Here is a 23,524-nt window from a genome sequence, read left to right on the forward strand (position 1 = left end):
ATACACCACTCCTGGGGACACAATCGTACGACGCGCCGGCTACCTTTGCGCCTGTCCATCTGGCGAACATAACTCGTTCCTGCAACTTGCGAGAATCTCATCGGCCAGGGACGAATCGTCCGGACAAGCGCGCGACATGATGATGGCGCCTACCATTTGTGCCAGGATGACAAGGGAACGCGCTCGCGCCCGCTCTGCATCCATACCATTCATCGACGTATCTGCAGCACTCAGTGCAGCTGACAGGCGCTCGATCCCCTCCGCGAATGTTGCCCGAACGACAGTTGGCTGCCGTGCCGCGTCTCCACCCAACGCAGCCATCGTGCACCCGGCTGCGCGTGCATCGCGGTGCTCGCGCGATAAATACAGCCTCACGACTTCAGCAATATCGACATCAGCGAGCAGCGCCGCCGTCTGTAAAGTGCCGCAGGCTGCCGATTCCGCCATCAAATCGACCTTCGAGCCAAAATGTTTGTAGAAGCCGCCATGGGTAAAGCCTGCGGCGGCCATCAGATCAGCCACGCCCACCCCATCGAACCCCTTCTCCCTGAATAACGTGGAAGCCGTTTCGACAATGTGCGTCCGATTGGCTTGCGCCTGTGCCTTGGTGACTTTCATTTTTCTCTCGCCGTGAGTGGTGACCGCATGAATCGCCAGTATACATTGATGTCATCCATAATCAAAACCTTGACAACAATGATTATGATCGTCATCATTGATGCCTGTCATCTACAAACGGGAACCAACATGACCAGTACATCGCTGTTCGCACCTTACGTCTTGGGCAACCTAACGCTTGCCAACCGCATCGTCATGGCACCGTTAACCCGCAACCGAGCTGGTGCCGGCCTGGTGCCGAGTGAATTTTCAGCGACCTATTACGCGCAGCGCGCCTCGGCCGGCCTGATCATCACTGAAGCCACCCAGGTGTCGGTGCAGGCCCAGGGCTACCAGGACACGCCGGGCCTTTATACGCCGGAGCAAATTGCCGAATGGCGCAAGGTCACCGACGCGGTACACGCCAAAGGCGGACGTATCTTCGTCCAGCTGTGGCACGTGGGCCGCATCTCGCACGTCGACCTCCAACCGGGCGGCGCTGCGCCGGTGGCACCTTCTGCCATTCGCGCTGAAACCAAGACCTTCGTCAACAATGGATTTGCCGATGTGTCGACGCCACGCGCGCTCGACCTTGGTGAGCTGCCGGGCATCGTCGACGACTTCCGCCACGCGGCGGCCAACGCCATTGCAGCCGGCTTCGATGGTGTTGAAATCCACGGCGCTAATGGTTATCTGCTGGAACAGTTCATCAAGGATGGGGCCAACCAGCGCAATGACGCTTACGGTGGCTCGATCGAGAACCGTGCGCGCCTGCTGCTGGAAGTTACCGCCGCGGTAGCTGAAGAAATTGGCCCGGACCATACCGGCGTGCGTATCTCGCCTGTCTCGCCAGCAAACGCGATCTCGGGCAGCGCCCCGCAGCCACAGTACGAATACATTGTCGAGCAGCTTAGCGCACTGGGCATTGTTTACCTCCACGTGGTCGAGGGTGCGACTGGTGGCCCGCGCGATGCAGCCCCCTTCAACTATGACGCGCTGCGCAGCCGTTTCAAGCAGACCTACCTGGCCAACAATGGCTACGACCTGGATCTCGCCACTGCCCATCTAATCGAAGGCAAGGCAGACCTGGTTGCCTTCGGCCGCGCGTTCATCAGCAATCCCGACCTGGTTGAGCGCCTGCAGGCTGGCGCTCCGCTGTCACCCCTTGATCCCGCTACCCTGTACGGTGGCGGTGCAGCGGGCTACATCGACTACCCTGCCATTTCCGGCTGAGGCTCTCGCCCATGACACGACTTCCAACCGTTTTTATCACCGGCGCTTCCAGCGGTATTGGCGCTACGTATGCAGAGCGTTTCGCGCGCCGCGGCCACAACCTGGTGCTGGTCGCGCGTGACCAGGCGCGCCTCGAGACCCTGGCGGCGCGTTTGCGTGCCGACAATGGCGTGACCGTCGATGTGCTGCCAGCCGACCTGACACATCCCGCCGACCTGATTGCCATCGAAACGCGTTTGCGTGACGACGACCGCATCGGCATCCTGGTCAACAACGCCGGGCTGTCCCAGTCGGGCGGCTTCGCGCAGCAGAGTGCGGGCGCAATCGACGGCCTGGTCTCGCTCAATATTACGGCGCTGACGCGGCTGGCGGCGGCGGTCACTCCGCGGTTCGTACAGTCCGGTACCGGCGCGATCGTCAATATCGGTTCCGTAGTCGGCTTCTTGCCCGAGTTCGGCATGGCGATCTACGGCGCTACCAAGGCTTTCGTGCTCTTCCTGTCCCAGGGCCTGCACTTGGAGCTCTCCCCCCATGGCGTCTACGTGCAGGCTGTACTGCCGGCGGCGACGCGCACCGAGATCTGGGAGCGCGCCGGGATAGACGCCAGCACGATGCCCGACATGATGGAGGTCGGTGAACTGGTCGATGCCGCACTGGTCGGCTTCGACCGCCGTGAAACGGTCACGATCCCGGCACTGCATGTGGCCGAACGCTGGGATGCCCTTGAGGGCGCGCGGCAAGGGCTGCTGTCGGATCTGAAACAGCTGCATGCGGCCGAGCGCTATCTGCGCCAGGGTTGATTAACCATATGACTGACAGCCATCTCACTACGCCCACTCGTTTCGCACAGGTCGACGGCACGCAAATCGCCTATCGCCGCTGGGGCAACAGCAATTGCTCGCAGCCGCCTGTTTTGCTCTTGCAGCATTTTCGCGGCGGCATGAATCACTGGGACCCGCTGCTGACGGATGGCTTGGCCGAGGGGCGCGAAGTCATTCTTTATAACGGCCGCGGCGTTGCTTCATCCAGCGGCACACCGCGCACCCGCATCGAGCACATGGCCGATGACGCCGCGGCCTTTGTGCGTGTGCTGGGACTGGCGCAAATCGACCTGCTCTGTTTCTCGCTGGGTGGTTTCCAGGCGCTGGACCTGACCTGGCGCCATCCCGAACTGGTGCGCAAGCTGATGCTGCTGGGCACTGGCCCGCGCGGTGGCGATCCGGAAATGGAGCCGCCGGTGCTGGTTGCCGCGCCACGCCCGGTACCGACTTTCGAGGATTTCCTGTACCTGTTCTTCGGCCGGTCGGCGCAAGCCGAGCAGGCAGCGCGGGCATTCTGGCAACGTCGCCACCAGCGCATTGACCAGGACCCGCCTTCGTCGCAGGAGGTCACCAAGGCTCAGATCGAGGCAAATATGTTCTACCTGTCGAGACTGTCGGAAGATGACCCGTTCGCCTACCTGCGCAGTATCCGGCAGCCAGTCTTCATCCTCAACGGCGTGCACGATGTGATGATCCCGACGGTGAACTCCTTCTATATGGTCCGGAACTTGCCGAATGCGCAGTTATTTATTTACCCGGACGCTGGTCACGCCGCGCAGTTCCAGTACCCGGCGCGGTTCCTGCAGCATGCCGTGCAATTTCTGAGCGAGTGAGGCCATTGCCATGATTAAATTCAAATTCCTGCTGTGGGCGTTCGCACAGCTCCTGAAGCGACAGGTCAAAAACAATCCTGCCTGTGCGCAGTATGTCCGGGGCAAGCACATGCTGTTCCAGATCCGTACCGCTTCCGGCGTAGGGCGCAACTACACCGTCCACCAAGGCAGGATCTCGTCAGCGGCAGGACTGGCGGCAAACCCGGCGTTCACCCTGAGTTTCAGGAGTGCCAGGGCTGGATACAAAATCCTGTCGGCCAAGGACAGCCAGGCAGCTTTCCTGCGCGGATTGGGCAGTGCTGACTTGGCCATCAGCGGTGACTTCCAGGAAGTCATGTGGTTCCAGGGCCTGACTGCATTTCTGCAACCTCCAAGAGTGGTGGCACCTTACGACCGTACTGCATTTCAGGTTCCAGTAACATCAGTCGTGGAGCAAGACAAATGAAAGCCTTCATCATTGAACGCTATGGCAAAAAGGAAATCGGCCGGATTGCCGATATGCCGGAGCCAGTGCTGGAGGAAGATGATGTCCTGGTCGACATTCACGCAGCCGCCGTCAACGTTCTCGACCTTAAGATCAGGAGCGGCGAATTCAAGCTCATCCTGCCGTATCGCATGCCGGCGATACTGGGCCACGACGTCGCCGGCAAGGTGATCCGGGTCGGCTCCCACGTTCAGCGCTTCAAGCCGGGCGACGCCGTCTATGCGCGGGCCGATGATTTACGGATCGGCACGTTCGCAGAAAAAATCGCAGTCAAGGAAAGCTCGTTGGCGCATAAACCAGCGAACCTGACCATGGAAGAAGCCGCCTCGCTACCACTCGTTGCTTTGACTGCCTGGCAGGTCCTGGTCGAGATCGCCAAACTGGAAAGGGGCCAAAAAGTTTTTATTCAGGCAGGTTCGGGCGGAGTGGGCGCCATCGCCATCCAGCTGGCAAAACATCTTGGCGCTTTTGTCGCCACAACCACAAGCACCGACAATATCGCCTGGGTCAAGGCTCTGGGCGCCGATCTGGTCATTGATTACAAAAAGCAGGACTTCGAGTCCGTGCTGCAGGATTACGATCTGGTGCTCAACAGCCAAGGAAATAACGAGCTGAAAAATTCGTTACGGATACTAAGGCGCGGTGGTCATCTGGTATCCATTTCCGGCCCACCGACGCCAGAGTTCGCTGTGAAGCAGGGGTTGGCCTGGCCATTGAAACAGGTGCTACGCCTGTTGAGTTCTGGCGTCAGGCGCAAGGCCAAGCAGCTTGGTATTACCTACACGTTTCTATTCATGCGCGCTGATGGCGCCCAGCTGCAAAATATTACATCGTTGATCGAATCAGGCGCGATGAGGCCAATCGTTGATCGTGTATTTCCTTTTGCGGCAACCGCAGACGCATTGGCGTATGTAGCTACTGGCCGGACCAAGGGAAAGGTCGTCATCAAAGTCCGGTGATGTGCCCTTAGCGCGATTGTTTTATTGTCATGCCAAATCGTGGCGATTGACTGTGCCAGACCAGGTATCGCTCCATTACGTCGATCGCCTTCGGATGCGTCCAATAGATGCAGCGCTGCCGGCAGCCTTGTGATTGCGACACGCAGGCTCACATCTTCGCGCAAGGCACCAGAAGGAAGCAAGGCGTCCTCCACCTCGATCCGGGGAGCTCAGTGATACGCGTGCCGGCGGTGATTCCGAGAAGTACCACGGGACATCGCGCTCAGGATAGCGGCTGGTTGCCACGGTCACGCGGATAAGATGACGAACCTGGCCTGGTCTGAGTGCAGCGACTTGGGCATTGCAAACTTCTAACAGGATGAATGAACGACGAATTCAGAGGGAGAACCGATTAGGCTCTTTTTCGACCATAACATGGCATGTTTCCAGCGGTCTTCGGAAAACTGCGCGCAAGCATGGCGATATATGAACGATGCTAGGCCGCGGCGAAGCAGCGGCAAATGGGGGATTCGGAGAGCCTGGCGCCTGCAGGCGCGTGGTCTTCGAATCCCACCGCCGATCCGTCCGTCCCTCCATCCTCGACGAAAGACGACGCATGCGCCGCGCGCCCCCGGCGCGCGAGCCTGGCGCGAAGCGCCAGCAAACGGGCGATTCGGAGAGCCCCCGCCCCTGCAGGCGCGTGGTCTTCGAATCCCACCGCCGATCCGTCCGTCCCGCCATCCTCGACGAAAGACGACGCATGCGCCGCGCGCCCCCGGCGCGCGAGGCTGGCGCGAAGCGCCAGCAAACGGGCGATTCGGAGAGCCCCCGCGCTGGTAAGCGCGTGGTCTTCGAATCCCACCGCCGATCCGTCCGGAATAAACAAAAAAGGCCTCCCGCAGGGGAGGCCTTCCTTGTTTATTCTGGCGGAGGCGGTGGGATTCGAACCCACGATACAGGTATAAGCCGTATGCATCCTTAGCAGGGATGTGCCTTCGGCCACTCGGCCACGCCTCCTAGATGATTACTCACCTATCATCTTTTCCTCAGCATTTCTGCGTCAGATCAGATGACCGCCATAGTAATTGCCACGACCTGTTTGGTCAAGGAAATCGGCGGTTTTTTTCTGAAATGTTTACTCTTTTTCAAGCTCGAAGGCCTTGTGCAGCGCGCGCACGGCCAGCTCCATGTACTTCTCGTCGATCAGCACGGAAATCTTGATCTCGGAAGTGGAGATCATCATGATGTTGATGCTTTCGTCGGCCAGCGTGCGGAACATCTGCGAGGCCACGCCCACGTGGCTGCGCATGCCCACGCCGACGACGGAGATCTTGGAGACCTTGGCATCGCCGACCAGCGACGCGAAGCCCAGCTCGTCCTTCTGGCCGTTCAGCACTTCCAGCGCCTTGTTGTAGTCGTTGCGGGACACGGTGAACGTGAAGTCGGTCTTGCCTTCGACGGACTGGTTCTGGATGATCATGTCCACTTCGATGTTGGCGTCGGCTACCGGGCCCAGGATGTGGTAAGCCACGCCCGGACGGTCAGGCACGCCCATCACGGTGATTTTGGCTTCATCGCGGTTGAAGGCGATGCCGGAGATTACTGCTTGTTCCATGTTGTCTTCCTCAAACGAAATCAGGGTACCGGACTTGGCTTCCTCGGCCAGGTCCATCAGCGGGTCGGTCAGCGACGACAGCACGCGGGTCGGCACGCGGTAGTTGCCGGCGAATTCCACCGAGCGCGTCTGCAGCACTTTCGAGCCCAGCGATGCCATTTCCAGCATCTCCTCGAACGTGATGTTCTTCAGGCGGCGCGCTTCCGACACCACGCGGGGATCGGTCGTGTAGACGCCGTCCACGTCGGTGTAGATCAGGCACTCGTCCGCCTTCAGCGCGGCGGCGATCGCCACGGCCGACGTGTCGGAACCGCCACGGCCCAGGGTCGCGATGTTGCTGTTCTCGTCCACGCCCTGGAAGCCGGTGATGATCACGATGCGGTTCTGGTCGAGATCGGCGCGCACGCGCTTGTCGTCGATCGACTGGATGCGGGCCTTGGTGAACGCGGAGTCGGTCTTGATGCCGACCTGCCAGCCGGCGTAGGACACGGCGGCCTTGCCGATCGCCTGCAGCGCCATGGACAGCAGGGCAACCGATACCTGCTCGCCCGTGGAGGCGATCATGTCCAGTTCGCGCGGGTCGGGCGGGTTCTGGATTTCCTTGGCCAGCGCGATCAGGCGGTTGGTCTCGCCGGACATTGCCGACGGCACCACCACTACCTGGTGTCCCGCATCGTGCCACTTGGCGACACGCCGCGCGACGTTCTTGATACGGTCCGTCGATCCCATCGACGTCCCGCCGTATTTATGAACGATTAAAGCCATTGCGTTTTTCAATCGGTTGAAGTAAGGGAGCCCTTTACTCTACCTGCTGAAATGCAAAAGAACAAGTCAAAAAAGTAATGAAGTCATACACTTAGGGCATAAGCTCATAAGAAACCGGCCCGGTGGCCGAATATTATTCGGCCTGCCACCGTAGTGCTACGCGGAAATTCGAATCCGTGGCAACATAATGGCAATCCATGCCGATGCCGGCCGCATACAACAGCCGGCCGGGGATCGCGACCACTGGCAGCCGCGAACGCTGCCATGCCGGCGTGTCGAAGGCCTGGTGATGCTGCTTCAGGTTGCGCGTGGGGCGGTTCGGCGCCAGCTTCAGCCGTTCGCCGCCGCGCCGGAACGAAATCGCCAGCGATTGCTGCTGCAGCCACTCGGCCGCGACGCCCTCCGCCGCCCGGTCGAAATGCAGCGTGCCGCCATAGTCGGGGAACGCGATCGACGTTTCGCCGGTCCAGCGGAAGTGCTGGACGGGGCGCTCGTCGTATTCGTCCTCCTCGGCGCCGGCCAGCTCCTTCGGCTTCGGTACCAGGTACACGCGGCCGCGGTGGCGGCGCACTTCGCAGTCGGGGTGCACGACAAGCAGCTCGGCACCGTCGCGTGCTTCCAGCAGTTGCGCGATCATTTCGGCCAGCCAGGCCGCGGCGGGGATGCGGATGCCGCGCACGCCGAACCAGTGGCGCAGCAGGTTGTTGCGGCGGTCTTCGCCCAGGGCGCGCAGGTGCTCGACGGCGATGCTGTCGTCCGCCAGGCCGGCCTGCAGGTCCTGCTCGGCCAGCTCGGTGAGCAGCCGCTGGGCCGACCGGGCGTGCGCGGCACTGCGGGCGAAGCGCTCCTGGTAGCCGGGGAAAGCCACGGCAAGGGCCGGCATCACGGTGTGACGCAGCGCGTTGCGGGCGTAGCGGGTGTCGCTGTTCGATTCGTCGTCGATATGGGCGATCGCATGTTCGGCCTGGTGCGCCTCGAGCTGGGCGCGCGAGGCTTGCAGCAGCGGGCGGGACAGCAGGATCTCCGCGCTTCCCAGCAGGCCGGGCGCCGCGTTGAACGCATCCATGCCGGACAGGCCGGCCGGGCCGGCGCCGCGCGCCAGCTGCAGCAGGATCGTCTCGGCCTGGTCGTCGAGGTGGTGGGCCGTCAGCAGCAGCGTCACGCCATGCTCGCGGCACAGCTCGCCCAGCGCCTTGTAGCGCGCCTGGCGGGCCGAGGCTTCGGTGCCGGCCTTGCGGTCGCCCAGCATCACGCGGCGCGCCGCGAAGGCGATGCCGAGCTTCGCGCATTCGGCCGCGCAGTGGGCTTCCCATGCGTCGGCGTTGGGGCTCAGGCCATGGTGGATGTGGAAGGCGAACAGCGGCGCACCGTTTGCTTCGGCGTGCGCCAGGTGCAGCAGCACCGAGGAATCGAGGCCGCCGCTGTAGGCGATGGCGAGCGGCTGGCCGGCTTGGCGCGGCAGCGCGGACAAGGCCGTAGAAAAGAGCGGGGCGAGAGTGGAATGAGGCGTTTTCATGCGGGAGAATGACAATGGGGACAGGCCTCGTTTTTCAAGAAGTTCCTGAAAAACAGGGTCTGTCCCCGATTTTGAATGTTGGCGCAAGAAAACCGGTGTCTGACACCATTTTCCGGGAAAGTCATCCGGAAAATAGTGTCAGACACCTGATATTCGGCGTCCGGTGAAGAATTACTCCGGCGACGTGGTTTCCTTGAACTTGCCGTAGCTCAGCAGCTTCTGGTGGCGCTGGTCCAGCAGGTCCTTCGTCTTGATGCCCTGGAACTGGCGCAGCGAGTCGGCCAGCGCGCGCTTGAGCAGGCGGGCCATTTCCTTCGGATCGCGGTGGGCGCCGCCCAGCGGTTCGGAAACGATCTTGTCGACCAGGCCCATCGCCTTCAGGCGGTGCGCGGTCAGGCCCAGGGCCTCGGCGGCGTCGGCGGCGCGTTCGGCCGTCTTCCACAGGATCGAGGCGCAGCCTTCGGGAGAGATCACGGAATACGTGGCGTATTGCAGCATCAGCACGTTGTCGCCCACGGCGATGGCCAGCGCGCCGCCGGAGCCGCCCTCGCCGATGATCGTGGCGATCAGCGGCACTTTCAGTTCGGCCATCACGTAGAGATTGTGGCCGATCGCTTCGGACTGGCCGCGCTCTTCGGCATCGATGCCGGGGAAGGCGCCGGGCGTGTCGACGAACGTGAAGATCGGCAGGTTGAACTTCTCGGCCACCTTCATCAGGCGCATCGCCTTGCGGTAGCCTTCCGGTTTCGGCATGCCGAAGTTGCGCAGTGCGCGCTCCTTCGTGTCGCGGCCCTTCTGGTGGCCGATCACCATGCATGGCTGGCCGTTGAAACGGGCCAGGCCGCCCACGATCGACTGGTCGTCGGCATAGGTGCGGTCGCCGTGCAGCTCGTGGAAATCCGTGAAGATCTCGTTCACGTAATCCATCGTGTAAGGGCGCTGCGGGTGGCGGGCGATCTGCGACACCTGCCAGGGCGTCAGCTTGGCGTAGATATCCTTGGTGAGCTGCTGGCTTTTCTTGGCCAGGCGGTCGATTTCTTCCGAGATGTCGACGGCCGAATCGTCCTGCACGAAGCGCAGTTCTTCGATCTTGGAATCCAGCTCCGCGATGGGCTGTTCAAAATTGAGGAAAGTAGTTTTGGTCATTGGTCCTCCTAGAGTATGAACCCAGGGCGCGCCCGCGCGCACGCAAGCGGCGAGGCTTCAAAATTTTTGGCTATTCTACCGGAACAGGATCGAGGCTACGCCACAAATACCAGGTCGCAACGGTCCGATACGGCTCCCAGTTTGCCGCCACTTCGCGCGCATCGCTGCGCGAAACGGGCTCGCCGGAAAAATAGTTGTGGCTGATGCCCGCGATCAGGCGCGGGTCGTCCAGCGGCAGCACATTGGGCCGCAGCAGGTTAAAGATCAGGAACATTTCCGCGGTCCAGCGCGTGATGCCGCGAATCTGCACCAGCTCGGCAATCACCGCTTCATCCTCCATCTGGTGCCACTCGCCGGCATGCACTTTCTTTGCCTTGAAGTTGTCGGCCAGGTCGAGGATGTACTCCGTCTTGCGCTTGGACAAGCCGCATGCGGACAGCTCGTCGGCGCCCGCCTTCATCACGAGCGCGGGCGTGAACTTGGGCAGCGCCACCAGCAGCTTCTGCCATGCCGCGTTGGCGGCCTTGGGCGTGACCTGCTGGTTCACGATCGAGCGCGCCAGGGTGGTGAACGGGTCGTCGTGCCCCACCAGGTGCAGGTCGCCGAACTGGGGGATGAGCTTGTTCATGATGCGGTCGCGCCGCATCAGTTCCACCTTGGCTTCTTCCCAGTATGGCGGCAAGGCCACCTGGCGGCCTTCGCCGCCCGATTTATCCCTGGACTGGAGAACCATTATGCGCGGCGCCAGTTCGTGGTGCCGTCGGGCTTGTCTTCGAGGACGACGCCGGCAGCCAGCAGGTCGGCCCGGATCTTGTCGGCCTGCGCGAAATCGCGCGCCTTCTTGGCCGCGGCACGGGCCGCGATCGCTTCGCCGATGGCCACTTCACCGAACGCATCGGCCACGCCGGCCTGCAGGAATTCCTGCGGGCTGCGTTCGAGCAGGCCCAGCACGCCGGCCAGGCCTTTCAGCTGGCGCACCGCTTCGGGCGACTTCGACCGGTTGATCTCGGAGGCCAGGTCGAACAGCACGGCGACCGCGATCGGCGTGTTGAAATCGTCGTCCATCGCTTCGACGAAGCGTTTGGCGTGGGCTTCGTTCCAGTCCAGTTCCGCGCCGTCGCCTTCCACGCCGTCGAGGGCGTTGTACAGGCGGGTCAACGCGCCGCGCGCATCGTCGATGTGCACGTCGGAGTAATTCAGCGGACTGCGGTAGTGGGCGCGCAGGATGAAGAAGCGCACCACTTCGGCATCGAACTTTTGCAGCACCTCGCGGATCGTGAAGAAATTGCCGAGCGACTTCGACATTTTCTCGTTGTCGACGCGCACGAAGCCGTTGTGGATCCAGTAGTTCGCCAGCGGCTTGCCGAACGCGCCTTCCGACTGCGCGATTTCGTTTTCATGGTGGGGGAACTGCAGATCCTGGCCGCCGCCGTGGATGTCGAACTGTTCGCCGAGCAGCGCGCACGCCATCGCCGAGCATTCGATATGCCAGCCCGGACGGCCCTTGCCCCACTTCGAATCCCATTTCACTTCGGCCGGCTCGGTTTCCTTCGACGCCTTCCACAGCACGAAGTCGAGCGGGTCGCGCTTGCCGGTATTGACGTCCACGCGTTCGCCGGCGCGCAGGTCGTCCAGCGACTTGCCGGACAGCTTGCCGTAGCCATCGAAACCGCGCACGACGTAGTTGACGTCGCCGTCGTCGCCGCGATAGGCCAGGCCCTTCTCTTCCAGTTTTTCGATGATCGACAACATCTGCGGCACGTACTCGGTGGCGTGGGGCACATCCGTGGGCGGCAGGATGCCGAGAGCGGTCGTGTCCTCGTCCATGTAGCGCTCGAAGCGCGACGTAAGAGCGTGGATCGACTCGTTGTTCTCGACGGCGCGGCGGATGATCTTGTCGTCGATATCGGTCACGTTGCGCACGTACTGCACGTCGTAGCCCGATGCCTTCAGCCAGCGGTAGATCACGTCGAACGCCATCATCATGCGGGCATGGCCCACGTGGCAGTAATCGTAGACCGTCATGCCGCAGACGTACATCCGGACCTTGCCCGATTCCATCGGTTCAAACGTCTGCTTGTCGCGCGCCAGCGTGTTGTAGATCTTTAAGTTGCTCATCGGACTCTTGTTTTCTTCGGCGCCCGGGCCCAACGCACAAAGAGAAAACCGGGCGCCGGCATCGCACGTGCCGCACCGGGTTTTCTCGATTGCCTGGGGAGTCGGACAGACCCTAGCAGTTGGTTCTCTGTTCTATCTTGTTCTTTGTTCTCATGTCCGGTTCCACTCGTGACGGTCTAGAATGGAAGCCGTCGCCAAGTATAGCATTGTTAAAATGCCCTGGGCTCAATATCCACCCCGCAACAGAAAGACAGGACATGCACAGGAATATCCACTATCGGACAATGATTGCCGGGCTGCTGCTGAGCGGTTCCGTGTTCGCGGCCAACCCGCAGGTCTCCCTGAAAACCACCGCCGGCGAGATCGTGCTGGAACTGAACCAGGAGAAGGCGCCGAAGTCCACGGCGAACTTCCTGGCATATGTGAAAAGCGGTTTTTACAAGGATACGATCTTCCACCGCGTGATCGACGGCTTCATGATCCAGGCTGGCGGCTACACGAAAGACCTGAAGGGCAAGCCGACCCGCCCGGCCATTCCCAGCGAATCGAAGAACGGCCTGAACAACGCCATGTACTCGGTGGCGATGGCGCGGATGGACAATCCGAACTCGGCCACTTCGCAGTTCTTCATCAACGTGGCCGACAACATGGCGCTCGACTATCCGAACTTCGACGGCGTGGGCTACACGGTGTTCGGCCGCGTGATCTCGGGCTACGAGGTGGTGGACAAGATCAAGGGCGTGCTGGTGGACGACAAGAGCTTCGTGTTCCAGAACGTGCCCGTCACGCCGATCGTGATCAAGTCAGCCACGCTGCTGAAGAAGCCAATCGCGCCGAAGCCGGCGCCGGGACAGGCGGCGCAGGCGCAGGCCGCGGCACAGCAGGATCCACAGCCGGATTCGCAACCAGACCCGCAACCGGCACCCCAGTCCGCACCCCAGCCCGAAGCGGCTCCCGCGCCGGCACAGTAAAATAGCGTTTTGCCATCGGCTGCGGTAATATCGCGGCCCTCTTCTGAACCAACGGGAAAAGCACAATGACCACCATTACCATCACCACGAACAAGGGCAAGATCGTTGCCGAGCTGGACGCTGAAAAAGCACCGAAGACCGTCGAGAATTTCCTGGCCTACGCCAAGGCCGGCCACTACGACAACACCATCTTCCACCGCGTGATCGATGGCTTCATGATCCAGGGCGGCGGTTTCGAGCCGGGCATGAAGCAGAAGCCTGCCGACCAGACCGTGGAAAACGAAGCCAAGAACGGCTTGAAGAACGAGCCGTACACGCTGGCCATGGCCCGCACGTCGGCACCGCACTCCGCTTCCGCGCAGTTCTTCATCAACGTGAAAAGCAATACCTTCCTCGACTACCCGGGCCAGGACGGCTGGGGCTATGCCGTGTTCGGCGTGGTCACCGAGGGCAAGGAAGTGGTCGACGAGATCCGCAAGGTAAAAACCACGCGCAGCGGCATGTTCGCCGACGTGCCGGTGGAAGACGTGATCATCGAGAAAGTCGAAGCCGCGTAAGTCTTTCGGCCTTGATACTGTTCATCTCCGACCTGCACCTGCAGGTCGACCGGCCCGCGCTGACCGAAGCGTTTTTACGCTTCGTCGACGAGCGGGCCCGGTCCGCCCGCCAGCTTTACCTGCTGGGCGACCTGTTCGAATACTGGGCCGGCGACGACGACCTGGGCGACGCATTCCATGCCCGGATCGCGGCGGCGCTGCGCGCCCTGGCCGATCGCGGCATCGACGTATTCTGGATTGCCGGCAACCGCGACTTCCTCGTCGGCGAACGCTTCGCCTCGACAGCGGGCCTTGCCCTTCTCCCCGAAACCTGGGTCATCGAAGACCATGACCGCCGCATCGTGCTCGTGCACGGCGACGCGCAATGCACCGACGACACGAAGTACATGGCGTTCCGCGCGCAGGTGCGCGAACCCGCCTGGCAACGGCAGTTCCTGCAAATGCCGCTGGCGCAGCGCAAGGCGATCATCGCCGGCCTGCGCGAGAACAGCCGCCAGGACCAGGGTGAAAAATCATACGAAATCATGGACGTGACGCCGCAGGCGATCGACGCCGTGTTCGCGCAGACCGGCGCGGACGTGATGATCCACGGCCACACGCACCGCCCCGCCCTGCACACCGCCGGCGGCAAGCTGCGCTACGTGCTGCCCGACTGGGAGCCCGAAGCCTCCCCGCCGCGTGGCGGCTGGATCGCGATCGGCGACGATGGCGTGATCACGCGGCACGCGCTGGATGGCAGCGTGCTCTGAAAGCCGGCAAAAGGCACTCGTACTGGCTTGATTGACGGCTCGCGATGCCGGAGCAGCCATGTGATCTGGTGTCGGACACCGGTTTTCAGTGAATTTCACCAGATTTTCATACAGAACCTGTTTCCGGCACCGGTAGCTCGAACGCTGCCAACAAAGGTCGAGGGCATTTATTTGAACGGCATCGGTAACGAGCCGCGGCTCAGCCCCGGAGCCTGTCACCGTTTTTTCGCCGGCCACACCTGTTCTTCCGTCCAGCCCAGTTCGGCAAAATCCTGCGCCCGCAGGTCGGCCTCGCCCGACGAATAGAACTCGTCGAGCTGCGGCGGCTCCACCGGCGTGCCGGCCAGCATCGCGTGCACCTGCCCGCGGTGGTGGATCTGGTGCTGGAACAGGTGCGCCAGCAGCCGCTGGCGGGTATCGCGCTGCACCTTGTCGCCGCGATCGATGGCAACGAGCGTATCGAGCATATCGTCCGTGAGGCCGGCGCAGTAGGCGATCAACGAATCGTCGCTCTCGCGCTGCGCCTGCCACAGCGTGGCGCAATCGGCATACGGCTCTTCCGGCTCGAAGAATGTTCCGTAATCCGGGTGCGGTGGCTCGCCGCGCCAGTCGCGCCACAATGCATCCAGGTAAAAGCGCTGCGTGGTGAGATTGTGGTTCAGCGTGTAGCGGATGCTGGGAAAGAAGCTGGTGCGGGTCGCATCCTCGAATGCGGCCTGCGACAGCGCGCCGCAGGCGCGCAGCAGCCGGTGGTCGGCCCATGCATTGTTGTAGGCCTCGCTCAACAGGTAACGGGACAATGGCTGGGTCGGCATGTTGCAATCCTTCGGAAAAGATAGCGAGGTTACTTGAAATCTTCGCACGGCGAAATAAGCTGAACGATGGAATTCGAATAACGATCCTGGGGGTGTCATGCTGAACGGAGAAACCTTGCGGCGGGTATTCCCCGACTGCAGCGATGCGGATGACTGGGCCACCGTGCTCGACGGTGCGTGCAGCCGCTTCCACATCACCACGCGCGACCGCCTGTGCGCCTTCCTGGCGCAGGCCAGCCACGAATCGGCCCACTTCAACCGGCTCGAGGAATCGCTGTTCTACCGTACCCCGGGCCGCCTGATGGCCGTGTGGCCGAAGCGCTTCACCACCGAGGCCAGCGCGCTGCCGTTCGTGGAAAACCCCGAGCGTCTGGCGAACTTCGTCTATGCGCGCCGCATGGGCAACGGCGACGAAGCCAGCGGCGACGGATTCCGCTTTCGCGGCCGCGGGTTGATCCAGCTGACCGGGCGCAGCAATTACCAGCAGGCCGGCGAGGCGCTCGGCCTCGACCTGCTGGCGGCACCGGAGCGGTTGACGTCGAAGGAAGTGGCAGCCCTGTCCGCCGCATGGTTCTGGGACAGCCGCGGACTCAACGCCCTTGCCGACCACGACAAGCCGGATGACGACCTGGAAGATTTCGTCACCATCACGCGCCGCATCAACGGCGGCACAGTGGGACTGAAGGAACGGCTGGCGGCCTACAAGCTGCTGCGCAGCAACCTCGCCTGACGCGTCACTGACAGGGGCAACTGTCGGGCGGCCACTGCCGCTTCCTGCGCTCGGCTTCTAGCCCCCAGGCTTGCATTACTACTTTTGCGTTACTACTTTTGCGTTACTACTTTTGCGTTACTACTTTTGCGTTACTACTTTTGCGTTACTACTTCTCGCGTTACTACTTCATCCAATACGTAATACCGGTCTGGCCGACGGCCTAGTTCTGGCGCGGCACGCCGGCAAACGCCGCCTCGAGGCGGCGCACCAGCGGCAGGTTCATCGTGTGCGTCTGGCGGCTCCAGCGGTCCATCGTCGACTGCAGCTCGTTCTGCAGCCGGTGCGCCAGCTGGAATTCGCGGGCACCCGCCGCCCAGATCGCGAATTCGGCTTTGGCTTCGAAACTGCCGTGGCGGCCGACGGCGGCTTCGAATTCGGCACGGGCCTCGTCGTTGCGGCCGGCGCCGGCCAGCGCACGCGCCATCAGCAGGCTGGTCTGCTCCGGGCGGAAATTGGGGCTGGCACGGCGCAGCTGCTCGAGGTGAGCCAGCGCTTCGGCATGCCGGCCGCAGGCAAAGCCGGCGCGCGCGGCACCGAAGCGGATCTCCGGATCGGCGGCGAACGCGCCATGCAGGCATTCTTCATAGGTGGCGGCGGCGGCCTCGGGATTGCCCGCTTCGAGCTGGGCGTTGGCCAGCCGCATCTGGTTCTGCGCGGTGGGGGTGAAGGCGAAGGCTTCATGCGCCTCGCGCAGTTCGCGGGTGGGGTCCAGCACTTTCGCGACACCGGCGGCCATCTTGCGGGCGCCGTGTTCGAGCCGCGAGTCGGGCAGGTAGATGCCGAAGAAATACACTACGCTGCCCAGCAATGGAAACATGAACAGGATCATCAGCCAGTACATCTGCTGCCGGCTGCGAATCGCGTGCACGGCAAAAAAGATCGCCACCAGCACATGCAGCCCTATTCCCAGAATCGCCATGGCACTCTCCACTGTTCAACGAGCGCTCATTGTAGGGATTTCGATTCCTTCGTACAACTTAGCCGATGCAAGCCGGTATGGCTGGGGCAATCCCGTTATTTCGCCGGCTCGAAGCGCACGCTGAGGCCGTTGCGGGTCGTGTGGATCGTGGTCGGCACGTATTGCACGCCGAGATAACGCAGCTCGTCGGGCCGGAAATGGTACACGGGCACGTCACGCACGATGCGTTCGACGACAACGTTGGCGGCAGCCGTCAATTGGCCTTGCGTGCCGGCATCGGTGCCGCCCACCGTGAAGCGCTCGATGCGGGCATCGCTCAGCACCACGGCGTTACGCACGTTGTCCACCAGCAGCCGGCCCGACAGGGACACGCTGCCCTGCAACGCCTGCCGCAGCAGCGGCGACGTGACGGCGACATCGGCGGCAAGCGCCAGCCGGTCGTTGTCGCGCAGGATCGCGACCTGCGGCCGCGACAATTGCAGCTCGAACACGCCGAGCGCGCGCTGCTGCAGCGGGAAGCGCTCGTTCAAGCCGCGTTGCAGGCGCTCCAGCGGCACCTCCACTTCGCGCGGTCCGGTCAGGCTCGCGCAACCTGCCAGCATGGCCGCGGCGGCAAGGGGCAGGATCAGCAGTCTTCTGCGTGCGTTCGATTCGATCGGCATACATCCTCTCATGGCAAGAGTGCGGATGATAGCCGATCGGTGCGCCGATGTGCGCAAGCGTACGGTCGCGCGCGCGCAGCCGGCGTACCGTTGGGGCATGCAACCGCTCTCCGCTCATATCGGTACCGCCGGCTGGAGCCTGCCGCGCGAGACCTGGGGCGCCTTCCCGCCCGAAGGCAGCCACCTCGAACGCTACGGCGCCGTGTTCAACGCCGCCGAGATCAATACCAGCTTCTACCGGCCGCACCAGCCCAAGACCTACGAACGCTGGGCCGCCGCCACGCCGCCCCACTTCCGCTTTTCGGTGAAATTGCCCAAGTCAATCACGCACGAAGCAAAGCTTCACGGCGTCGATGAGCTGTTGGCCCGCTTTGCCGGAGAAGCCGGTGCGCTGGGCAACAAGCTCGGTGCGGTGCTGGTCCAGTTGCCGCCCAGCCTGGCGCTGGATGCGGCGGCCGCCGACGCACTGTTCGCCGCGCTGCGGGAACGCTTCACCTGCATGCTCGCGTGCGAGGCGCGCCATGCCACCTGGTTCACGCCCGATGCAACGGCGCTGCTGCGCGAGGCCGGCGTGACGCGGGTGCTGGCCGACCCGGTGGTCGGTTACGCGGGCGCGTTCGAGGCCACGGCCGCGCCGGCATATGTGCGGCTACACGGCAACCCGCGCATCTATTACTCGCGCTATACGCCCGAGCGGATGGACGAGGTGCGCGCCTGGCTGGCGCGGCACCCCGGCTCCTGGTGCATCCTCGACAACACCGCGAGCGGTGCCGCCACGTCGAATGCGCTGGAGCTGATCGGCCTGGCCGATCAAGCCGCCAGCCCGGCCTTGTCCGAACGGTAGCGGTCGAACTGGTCCGGCGTCACCAGTTCGCCGAACTCCACGGTACGGGTGGCGATGTCGTGGTACGCGCCGACCAGCCCCATCTCGCCGCGCTCGATGCAATGACGCAGGTATTCGCTGCCGGCAACGATCTCGGCCAGCGAATTCTCGATGTTCTGGCGCGTCACCAGCTCTAGCAGTTCCTTGCCGGCCGGTATGTGGGTGCCATGCGTGGCGCACTGGCACTGCCAGATCGAGCTCTGGATCTTGCCGGTGATCGTGCCGATGCTGTGGGCGTGCTCGTTCTTCAGCGCCAGGCCGATCGCGCCGCAGCTGGAGTGGCCCTTCACGACGATCAGCTTGGCGCCAAGCTTGTGCGCGATCTCCAGGCTGCCGATGATCTCGTCGCTGATCACGTTGCCGGCGATGCGGATCGTCAGCAGGTCGCCCAGTCCGGCGTCGAAGATGATTTCCGGCGACGTGCGCGAATCGATGCAATTGACCACCACCGCCATCGGATGCTGGCCGCCGGCCGTGGCATCGACCTGGTGCAGGTAATACTTCTTGATCCAGCGGCCGGCCTGGAAGCGCTCGTTGCCGTCCTTGAGCAGCTGCAGCACTTCCTCGGGCCGCAGCCGCGTCTGCGTTTCCTTGTCCAGCGCCGGCACGAACTGGATCGGGTCGGCCAGGCTGTACTCGTCGCGCAGGCCGATCACGTTCAGCTGCACGTCGCGCCCGGCCGCCGCCACGCGGTAGTCGTCGATCGTTTCCAGCACGTCGCTGTCGATGTAGTCGGCATTGGTGGCGTCGATCAGCACCTTCGAGCCGGGCGGCACGTCCCACAGCGCGGTCTTGATCGTGGCCTTGTTCAGGAACGACACCTGGTTGGGCAATTCCATCTTGATCACTTCGCCGATATGCAGGCGGTACTGCTCGATCGAGAACGGGTTGCGGAAATTGCTGCGCAGCAGATAGAACAGGCTGGCGGCCAGGCCGATCAGCACACCCATCAGCAGGTCCGTGAACACGATGGCGGCCACCGTGATCGCGAACGGCACGAACTGCGACGCGCCGCGGGCGAACATGTCGCGGAACAGCGTGACCTTGGCCAGCTTGTAGCCCGTCATGATCAGGATCGCCGCCAGCGCGGCCAGCGGAATCTGGTTCAGCACCGGGCTGAACACCAGCACGGCGAGCAGCAGCAGCAGCCCGTGCAGCACGGCCGAAGCCTTGGTTGCGTTACCAGTCTGGATATTGACCGAGCTGCGCACGATGACCGACGTTACCGGCAGGCCGCCCAGCAGGCCGGCGAAGATGTTGCCGACGCCTTGCGCCACCAGTTCGCGGTTCGGCGGCGATTCGCGCTTGCGCGGATCGAGCTTGTCCACCGCCTCGACGTTGAGGAGCGTTTCCAGCGACGCCACGATGGCGATCGTGGCGCCGACGAACCACACGTCCGGATTGGCGAAATGACGCAACTCCGGGAAGTTCAGGTAAGCGCCCAGGTTGCCCACGTCGAGCGGCGGAATCTCGACCAGGTGCGACTTCTCCAGGCCCATGCCCGGCGCATACCGGCTGAACAGCATGTGCAGCGTCACGCCCAGCACCACGACGAACAGCGGCGCCGGCAGCAGCTTGACGTTTTTCAAAGGCGTGCGATCCCAGTACAGCAGCACCAGCATCGACAGTGCCGCGATCACGACCGCACCGGGCGTGATGCTGCCGAGCGCGCTGCCCAGCGCGGAAAGCGTGGTCTCGCCGTTGGCCTGGAAGAACGAGTACTCGTCGGCGTTGTTGGCATCGTAGCCGAGCGCATGGGGGATCTGCTTCAGGATCAGCAGGATGCCGATCGCGGCCAGCAGGCCCTTGATGACGTTGGACGGCACGTAATTGGCGATGAAACCGGCACGCAGGATGCCCATTGCCAGTTGCAGGAAGCCGGCGATCACGATCGATGCCAGCAGGATTTCAAATGCGCCGAGTTTGGTAATCGACGCCAGCACCACCGCCGCGAGGCCGGCGGCCGGCCCGCTGACGCTGGTATGGGAACCGCTGATCAACCCGACCACTATACCGCCGATAATGCCGGAGATAATCCCCGAGAATAAAGGCGCGCCGGAGGCAAGTGCAATCCCCAGGCATAACGGCAAGGCGACGAGAAATACGACGATCCCCGCGGGGATATCTTGTTTCAATTGATGGATATTCATGGCGACACGCGTTCGATTCATGATCAGTCGTACGCACCAGCCCCTCATTCCACGAATCTTTTATAAGAATCGATGATTACCGAATATCGTGGACGGCAGCACTCCCGACTGGAGAGTGCCACACCGGCAATGAATAACGAAGCACCGCGATCACTCTCTGATAGAAACCGGAAGTGTAAAGGGCGCCCCATCTGCCGAAACAATATAACACGCGTTTTTTGCGGTGCGCAATTGAATGCCTGGCGAATAGCGATGAAATAAAAGTTTCGTCAAGGTTATTTTTATCTCAGGATATTTTTATTAGTATCCTGTAAATTCAAATGCGTGCAAACATGCGGGTCTCGAAGTGAAATAATTACGACGCATGATCGATATATATGCGATGAATATAGGAGAAAAAAGAAATAAAGATTGATCGGCAGTTGTCCGTCTCCTCCGGGAGCACAGGTCTGCACCGGAAGTAACTCCCTGGCGTGACACGGAAAGTTTCCGAAAACCGGGGTCAGACCCCGGTTTCCGGAAACTTTTCGCACGACGCGGGTGCGGGTGCGGAGGCGGCGAGAAACATGTTGCGATGCAACGCAGCAAGAACTTCTTGCATCGTCAAAAAATGGTGTTATAGTTCACTACAACACCACTTCATTAACTCACCGATTCCGGAGGACCCATGTATGTGGAATGACAATGCGCCGATCTACCGCCAGCTGAAGGAGCGGGTGGTCGGCATGATGCTCGATGGCTTGCTCAAGCCCGGCGATGCCCTGCCCTCGGTGCGGCAGGTGGCGGCCGATTTCCAGCTCAACCCGATCACCGTGTCGCGGGCTTACCAGGAGCTGGTCGATGAAACCTTGGTGGAAAAACGAAGGGGGTTGGGTATGTATGTGACCGATGGCGCCGTGGAAAAACTGCTGGCAACGGAACGGGAGCGCTTCCTGCGCGAGGAATGGCCGGCGATGGTCGAACGCATCCGCCGCCTCGGCCTGGACATGGACCAGCTGCTGCGCACCGCGCAGCCGGGGAGCGCGGCATGAGCGCCGTCATTACCGCCCGCAACCTGACCAAGCGCTATGGCAGGCAGGCCGCTCTCGACGGCGTGAGTTTCGAAGTGCAGCCGGGCCGCATCGTGGGCCTGATCGGGCCGAACGGCTCCGGCAAGACCACCACGCTGAAGGCCGCGCTGGGACTGTGCCGCTTCGACGGCGAGCTGTCGGTGCTGGGCCTGGACCCGCGCACGCAGCGCGACGCGCTGATGAACGATGTGTGCTTCATCGCCGACGTGGCGATCCTGCCCCGCTGGCTGAAGGTGAAGGAGGCCATCGATTTCGTGGCCGGCATCCACCCGCGCTTCGACCGCGCCAAGGCCGAACGCTACATCGCCGGCACGAAGCTGGCGCCAAACATGCGCGTCAAGGCCATGTCGAAAGGCATGATCGTGCAGCTGCACCTGGCGCTGGTGATGGCGATCGACGCGAAGCTGCTGGTGCTGGACGAACCCACGCTGGGCCTGGACATCCTGTACCGCAAGCAGTTCTACCAGAACCTGCTGGAAGACTACTTCGACGAGCACAAGACGATCGTCATCACCACGCACCAGATCGAGGAAGTGGAGCACATCCTTACGGACGTACTGTTCATCCGCGAAGGCCGCATCGCGCTGGCCGCCTCGATGGAAGAGATCGGCGAACGGTACACGGAAGTGATGGTGCATCCGCAGCACACCGCCGCCGCCGCCGCCCTGCAGCCGCTGACGCAGCGCACCGTGTTCGGCAAGAGCGTGATGCTGTTCGACGGCGTGCCGCGGCAGCAGCTTGAAAACCTCGGCGAACTGCGCACGCCCAGCGTGGCGGACCTGTTCGTCGCCAGCATGAAGGGGAGCTACGAATGAACACGATGCGCAACACGATGCCGGACACGGTGCAAGAACCCCTGCACGAAACCCCGCCGAGTTTGCCCCTGCGCAAGCCGATGTCGCAAACGCTGGGGTGGCTGATCCGGCGTGAAATCTGGGAGCACAAGGGCATGCTGACCTGGGTGCCGCTGGCGATCGCGGCACTGATGATCGTGCTGGTGCTGGCCCTGGCGGTTACCGGGCACAACAGCACGATCGAAGTCGATGGCGTGACCACCTCGATGGAAGGCATGAAAGTGCAGCTGGGCGAGCGCCAGCAACAGCAGCTGGCCGCCGGGCTGGTGGCGGCTGCGCCCGTCAGCGCGCTGCCGCTGTACCTGTCGCTGGCGTTCATGGTGTTCTTCTACAGCCTGGGCGCGCTGTACGACGAACGGCGCGACCGCAGCATCCTGTTCTGGAAATCGCTGCCCGTATCGGATACCGCGACGGTGCTGTCGAAGGCGGCCGTGGCGCTGCTGGGCATTCCGCTGCTGATCATCGTGGTGGAGCTCGCGACGTCGCTGATCCTGATGGCGATCGGCATGACGGCGCTCGCCCTCAAGGGCGTCAACATGTTCCCGCCGGTGCTGTCGCACCCGCAGTTCTGGCTCGGGCCGCTGAAGATGTTCTCGCTGCTGCCGGTGTATGCGCTCTGGGCGCTGCCGACTGTGGGCTGGCTGCTGCTGGTTTCCGCCTGGGCCCGTTCGAAGGCATTCCTGTGGGCGGTAGGCGTGCCGGCCATTGCGATGATCCTTTGCGCCTGGGCCGAGAAGGGCTTGCGGCAAGCCGTCGACACCGGATGGCTGATCGAAAAATTCATCAGCCGCCTGCTGATCGGCGTGATGCCGGGTACCTGGCTGATGGCCGGCGGCGTCCGGGAGCGGGCGCGCGACATGGATATCGCCGCCAACACCCAGGGGCCGGCGGCGGCATTCGACCTGATCTATCAATCGTCATGGGCTGCCGTGGCAACGCCGGAAATGATCGTCGGCGTGGCCGCGGGCGTCGCGATGATCGCCGGCGCCATCTGGCTGCGCAGCCGCCGCGAAGAGGGTTGAACACAGGGACTGCGATCCGATTGCCGGGCGGCGA

The 23,524-nt window shown here is 62.6% G+C and carries 22 protein-coding genes, 1 tRNA gene and 1 pseudogene; 13 read left to right on the forward strand and 11 right to left on the reverse strand.

Annotated features, from left to right (window positions below; genetic code table 11):
- Positions 1-39 precede the first annotated feature (39 nt).
- On the reverse strand, positions 40-618 hold the full coding sequence (locus tag GJV26_RS03330; protein ID WP_155707586.1) for a TetR/AcrR family transcriptional regulator: 579 nt from the start codon (positions 616-618) through the stop codon (positions 40-42).
- Positions 619-747: 129 nt separating this feature from the next.
- Here GJV26_RS03330 and GJV26_RS03335 point away from each other — a divergent pair, with 129 nt between their 5' ends.
- From GJV26_RS03335 to GJV26_RS03355, 5 genes are read left to right on the forward strand one after another with little or no spacing between them, the layout of a single operon-like run.
- Positions 748-1,830, forward strand: coding sequence for an alkene reductase (locus GJV26_RS03335; protein ID WP_155712222.1), 1,083 nt, complete (start codon positions 748-750; stop codon positions 1,828-1,830).
- 11 nt (positions 1,831-1,841) lie between these two features.
- Positions 1,842-2,630, forward strand: coding sequence for an SDR family NAD(P)-dependent oxidoreductase (locus GJV26_RS03340; protein WP_155707587.1), 789 nt, complete (start codon positions 1,842-1,844; stop codon positions 2,628-2,630).
- Positions 2,631-2,638: 8 nt separating this feature from the next.
- On the forward strand, positions 2,639-3,484 hold the full coding sequence (locus GJV26_RS03345; RefSeq protein ID WP_155707588.1) for an alpha/beta fold hydrolase: 846 nt from the start codon (positions 2,639-2,641) through the stop codon (positions 3,482-3,484).
- A 10-nt stretch (positions 3,485-3,494) separates the two neighbouring features.
- Positions 3,495-3,929 carry a helicase gene (locus GJV26_RS03350; RefSeq protein WP_155707589.1) on the forward strand — a complete coding sequence of 145 codons (435 nt, stop codon included), beginning with the start codon at positions 3,495-3,497 and terminating at the stop codon, positions 3,927-3,929.
- Entirely contained in the window at positions 3,926-4,927 is a 1,002-nt protein-coding gene (locus GJV26_RS03355) for an NADP-dependent oxidoreductase (RefSeq protein ID WP_155707590.1), read from the forward strand. Before GJV26_RS03350 ends, GJV26_RS03355 begins: the two co-directional genes overlap by 4 nt.
- Before the next feature lie 903 nt (positions 4,928-5,830).
- Here the strand turns inward: GJV26_RS03355 and GJV26_RS03360 are convergent.
- The 6 genes from GJV26_RS03360 to cysS form a co-directional block, all read right to left on the reverse strand.
- Positions 5,831-5,923: transfer RNA gene (locus GJV26_RS03360), tRNA-Ser, on the reverse strand.
- A gap of 118 nt (positions 5,924-6,041) precedes the next feature.
- On the reverse strand, positions 6,042-7,286 hold the full coding sequence (locus GJV26_RS03365) for an aspartate kinase (RefSeq protein ID WP_155707591.1): 1,245 nt from the start codon (positions 7,284-7,286) through the stop codon (positions 6,042-6,044).
- Positions 7,287-7,419: 133 nt separating this feature from the next.
- Positions 7,420-8,802: a tRNA lysidine(34) synthetase TilS gene (tilS, locus tag GJV26_RS03370; protein WP_155707592.1), complete on the reverse strand. Its 1,383-nt coding sequence runs from the start codon at positions 8,800-8,802 to the stop codon at positions 7,420-7,422.
- A 171-nt stretch (positions 8,803-8,973) separates the two neighbouring features.
- Positions 8,974-9,948 carry an acetyl-CoA carboxylase carboxyltransferase subunit alpha gene (locus GJV26_RS03375; protein ID WP_155707593.1) on the reverse strand — a complete coding sequence of 325 codons (975 nt, stop codon included), beginning with the start codon at positions 9,946-9,948 and terminating at the stop codon, positions 8,974-8,976.
- Between the two features lie 70 nt (positions 9,949-10,018).
- The gene (locus GJV26_RS03380; protein ID WP_155707594.1) at positions 10,019-10,681 is read right to left on the reverse strand and encodes a DNA-3-methyladenine glycosylase family protein; all 663 of its coding nucleotides are present in this window, start codon (positions 10,679-10,681) and stop codon (positions 10,019-10,021) included.
- A complete protein-coding gene (gene cysS / locus GJV26_RS03385) occupies positions 10,681-12,066 on the reverse strand; it encodes a cysteine--tRNA ligase (protein ID WP_155707595.1) in 1,386 nt (461 codons plus the stop codon). Before cysS ends, GJV26_RS03380 begins: the two co-directional genes overlap by 1 nt.
- A gap of 257 nt (positions 12,067-12,323) precedes the next feature.
- Here cysS and GJV26_RS03390 point away from each other — a divergent pair.
- The 3 genes and pseudogenes from GJV26_RS03390 to GJV26_RS03400 form a co-directional block, all read left to right on the forward strand.
- A pseudogene (locus GJV26_RS03390) lies at positions 12,324-12,887 on the forward strand (peptidylprolyl isomerase); the annotation flags it as partial.
- Between the two features lie 215 nt (positions 12,888-13,102).
- The gene (locus GJV26_RS03395; RefSeq protein WP_155707597.1) at positions 13,103-13,594 is read left to right on the forward strand and encodes a peptidylprolyl isomerase; all 492 of its coding nucleotides are present in this window, start codon (positions 13,103-13,105) and stop codon (positions 13,592-13,594) included.
- Between the two features lie 11 nt (positions 13,595-13,605).
- Positions 13,606-14,343, forward strand: coding sequence for a UDP-2,3-diacylglucosamine diphosphatase (locus GJV26_RS03400; protein ID WP_155707598.1), 738 nt, complete (start codon positions 13,606-13,608; stop codon positions 14,341-14,343).
- Positions 14,344-14,558: 215 nt separating this feature from the next.
- Here the strand turns inward: GJV26_RS03400 and GJV26_RS03405 are convergent, their stop codons facing one another.
- Positions 14,559-15,158, reverse strand: coding sequence for a DinB family protein (locus GJV26_RS03405; RefSeq protein WP_155707599.1), 600 nt, complete (start codon positions 15,156-15,158; stop codon positions 14,559-14,561).
- 97 nt (positions 15,159-15,255) lie between these two features.
- Between GJV26_RS03405 and GJV26_RS03410 the strand changes: the two genes are divergently transcribed.
- A complete protein-coding gene (locus tag GJV26_RS03410) occupies positions 15,256-15,888 on the forward strand; it encodes a glycoside hydrolase family 19 protein (protein WP_155707600.1) in 633 nt (210 codons plus the stop codon).
- A gap of 202 nt (positions 15,889-16,090) precedes the next feature.
- On the opposite strand, the gene GJV26_RS03415 is transcribed toward GJV26_RS03410, so the two are convergent.
- Together GJV26_RS03415 and GJV26_RS03420 are read right to left on the reverse strand one after the other, a co-directional pair.
- Positions 16,091-16,849 (reverse strand): tetratricopeptide repeat protein, encoded by a 759-nt coding sequence (locus tag GJV26_RS03415; RefSeq protein WP_155707601.1) that lies wholly within the window; start codon positions 16,847-16,849, stop codon positions 16,091-16,093.
- 95 nt (positions 16,850-16,944) lie between these two features.
- A complete protein-coding gene (locus GJV26_RS03420; protein WP_155707602.1) occupies positions 16,945-17,511 on the reverse strand; it encodes a DUF1439 domain-containing protein in 567 nt (188 codons plus the stop codon).
- 25 nt (positions 17,512-17,536) lie between these two features.
- On the opposite strand from GJV26_RS03420, the gene GJV26_RS03425 reads away from it, so the two are divergent.
- A complete protein-coding gene (locus GJV26_RS03425; protein WP_308807615.1) occupies positions 17,537-18,355 on the forward strand; it encodes a DUF72 domain-containing protein in 819 nt (272 codons plus the stop codon).
- Here the strand turns inward: GJV26_RS03425 and GJV26_RS03430 are convergent.
- Positions 18,322-20,592, reverse strand: coding sequence for a bifunctional SulP family inorganic anion transporter/carbonic anhydrase (locus tag GJV26_RS03430; RefSeq protein ID WP_308807616.1), 2,271 nt, complete (start codon positions 20,590-20,592; stop codon positions 18,322-18,324). The genes GJV26_RS03425 and GJV26_RS03430 overlap by 34 nt on opposite strands.
- A 623-nt stretch (positions 20,593-21,215) precedes the next feature.
- On the opposite strand from GJV26_RS03430, the gene GJV26_RS03435 reads away from it, so the two are divergent.
- The 3 genes from GJV26_RS03435 to GJV26_RS03445 are packed head-to-tail and all read left to right on the forward strand — an operon-like array spanning position 21,216 to position 23,490.
- Positions 21,216-21,575, forward strand: coding sequence for a GntR family transcriptional regulator (locus GJV26_RS03435; RefSeq protein ID WP_155707604.1), 360 nt, complete (start codon positions 21,216-21,218; stop codon positions 21,573-21,575).
- The gene (locus tag GJV26_RS03440) at positions 21,572-22,429 is read left to right on the forward strand and encodes an ABC transporter ATP-binding protein (RefSeq protein WP_155707605.1); all 858 of its coding nucleotides are present in this window, start codon (positions 21,572-21,574) and stop codon (positions 22,427-22,429) included. The genes GJV26_RS03435 and GJV26_RS03440 overlap by 4 nt, the downstream gene beginning before the upstream one ends.
- Complete coding sequence (locus GJV26_RS03445; RefSeq protein WP_155707606.1) at positions 22,426-23,490, forward strand: hypothetical protein; 1,065 nt, start codon at positions 22,426-22,428, stop codon at positions 23,488-23,490. The genes GJV26_RS03440 and GJV26_RS03445 overlap by 4 nt, the downstream gene beginning before the upstream one ends.
- The last annotated feature ends 34 nt before the right edge of the window (positions 23,491-23,524 follow it).

This window comes from Pseudoduganella dura (assembly GCF_009727155.1).
Classification (GTDB): domain Bacteria; phylum Pseudomonadota; class Gammaproteobacteria; order Burkholderiales; family Burkholderiaceae_D; genus Rugamonas; species Rugamonas dura.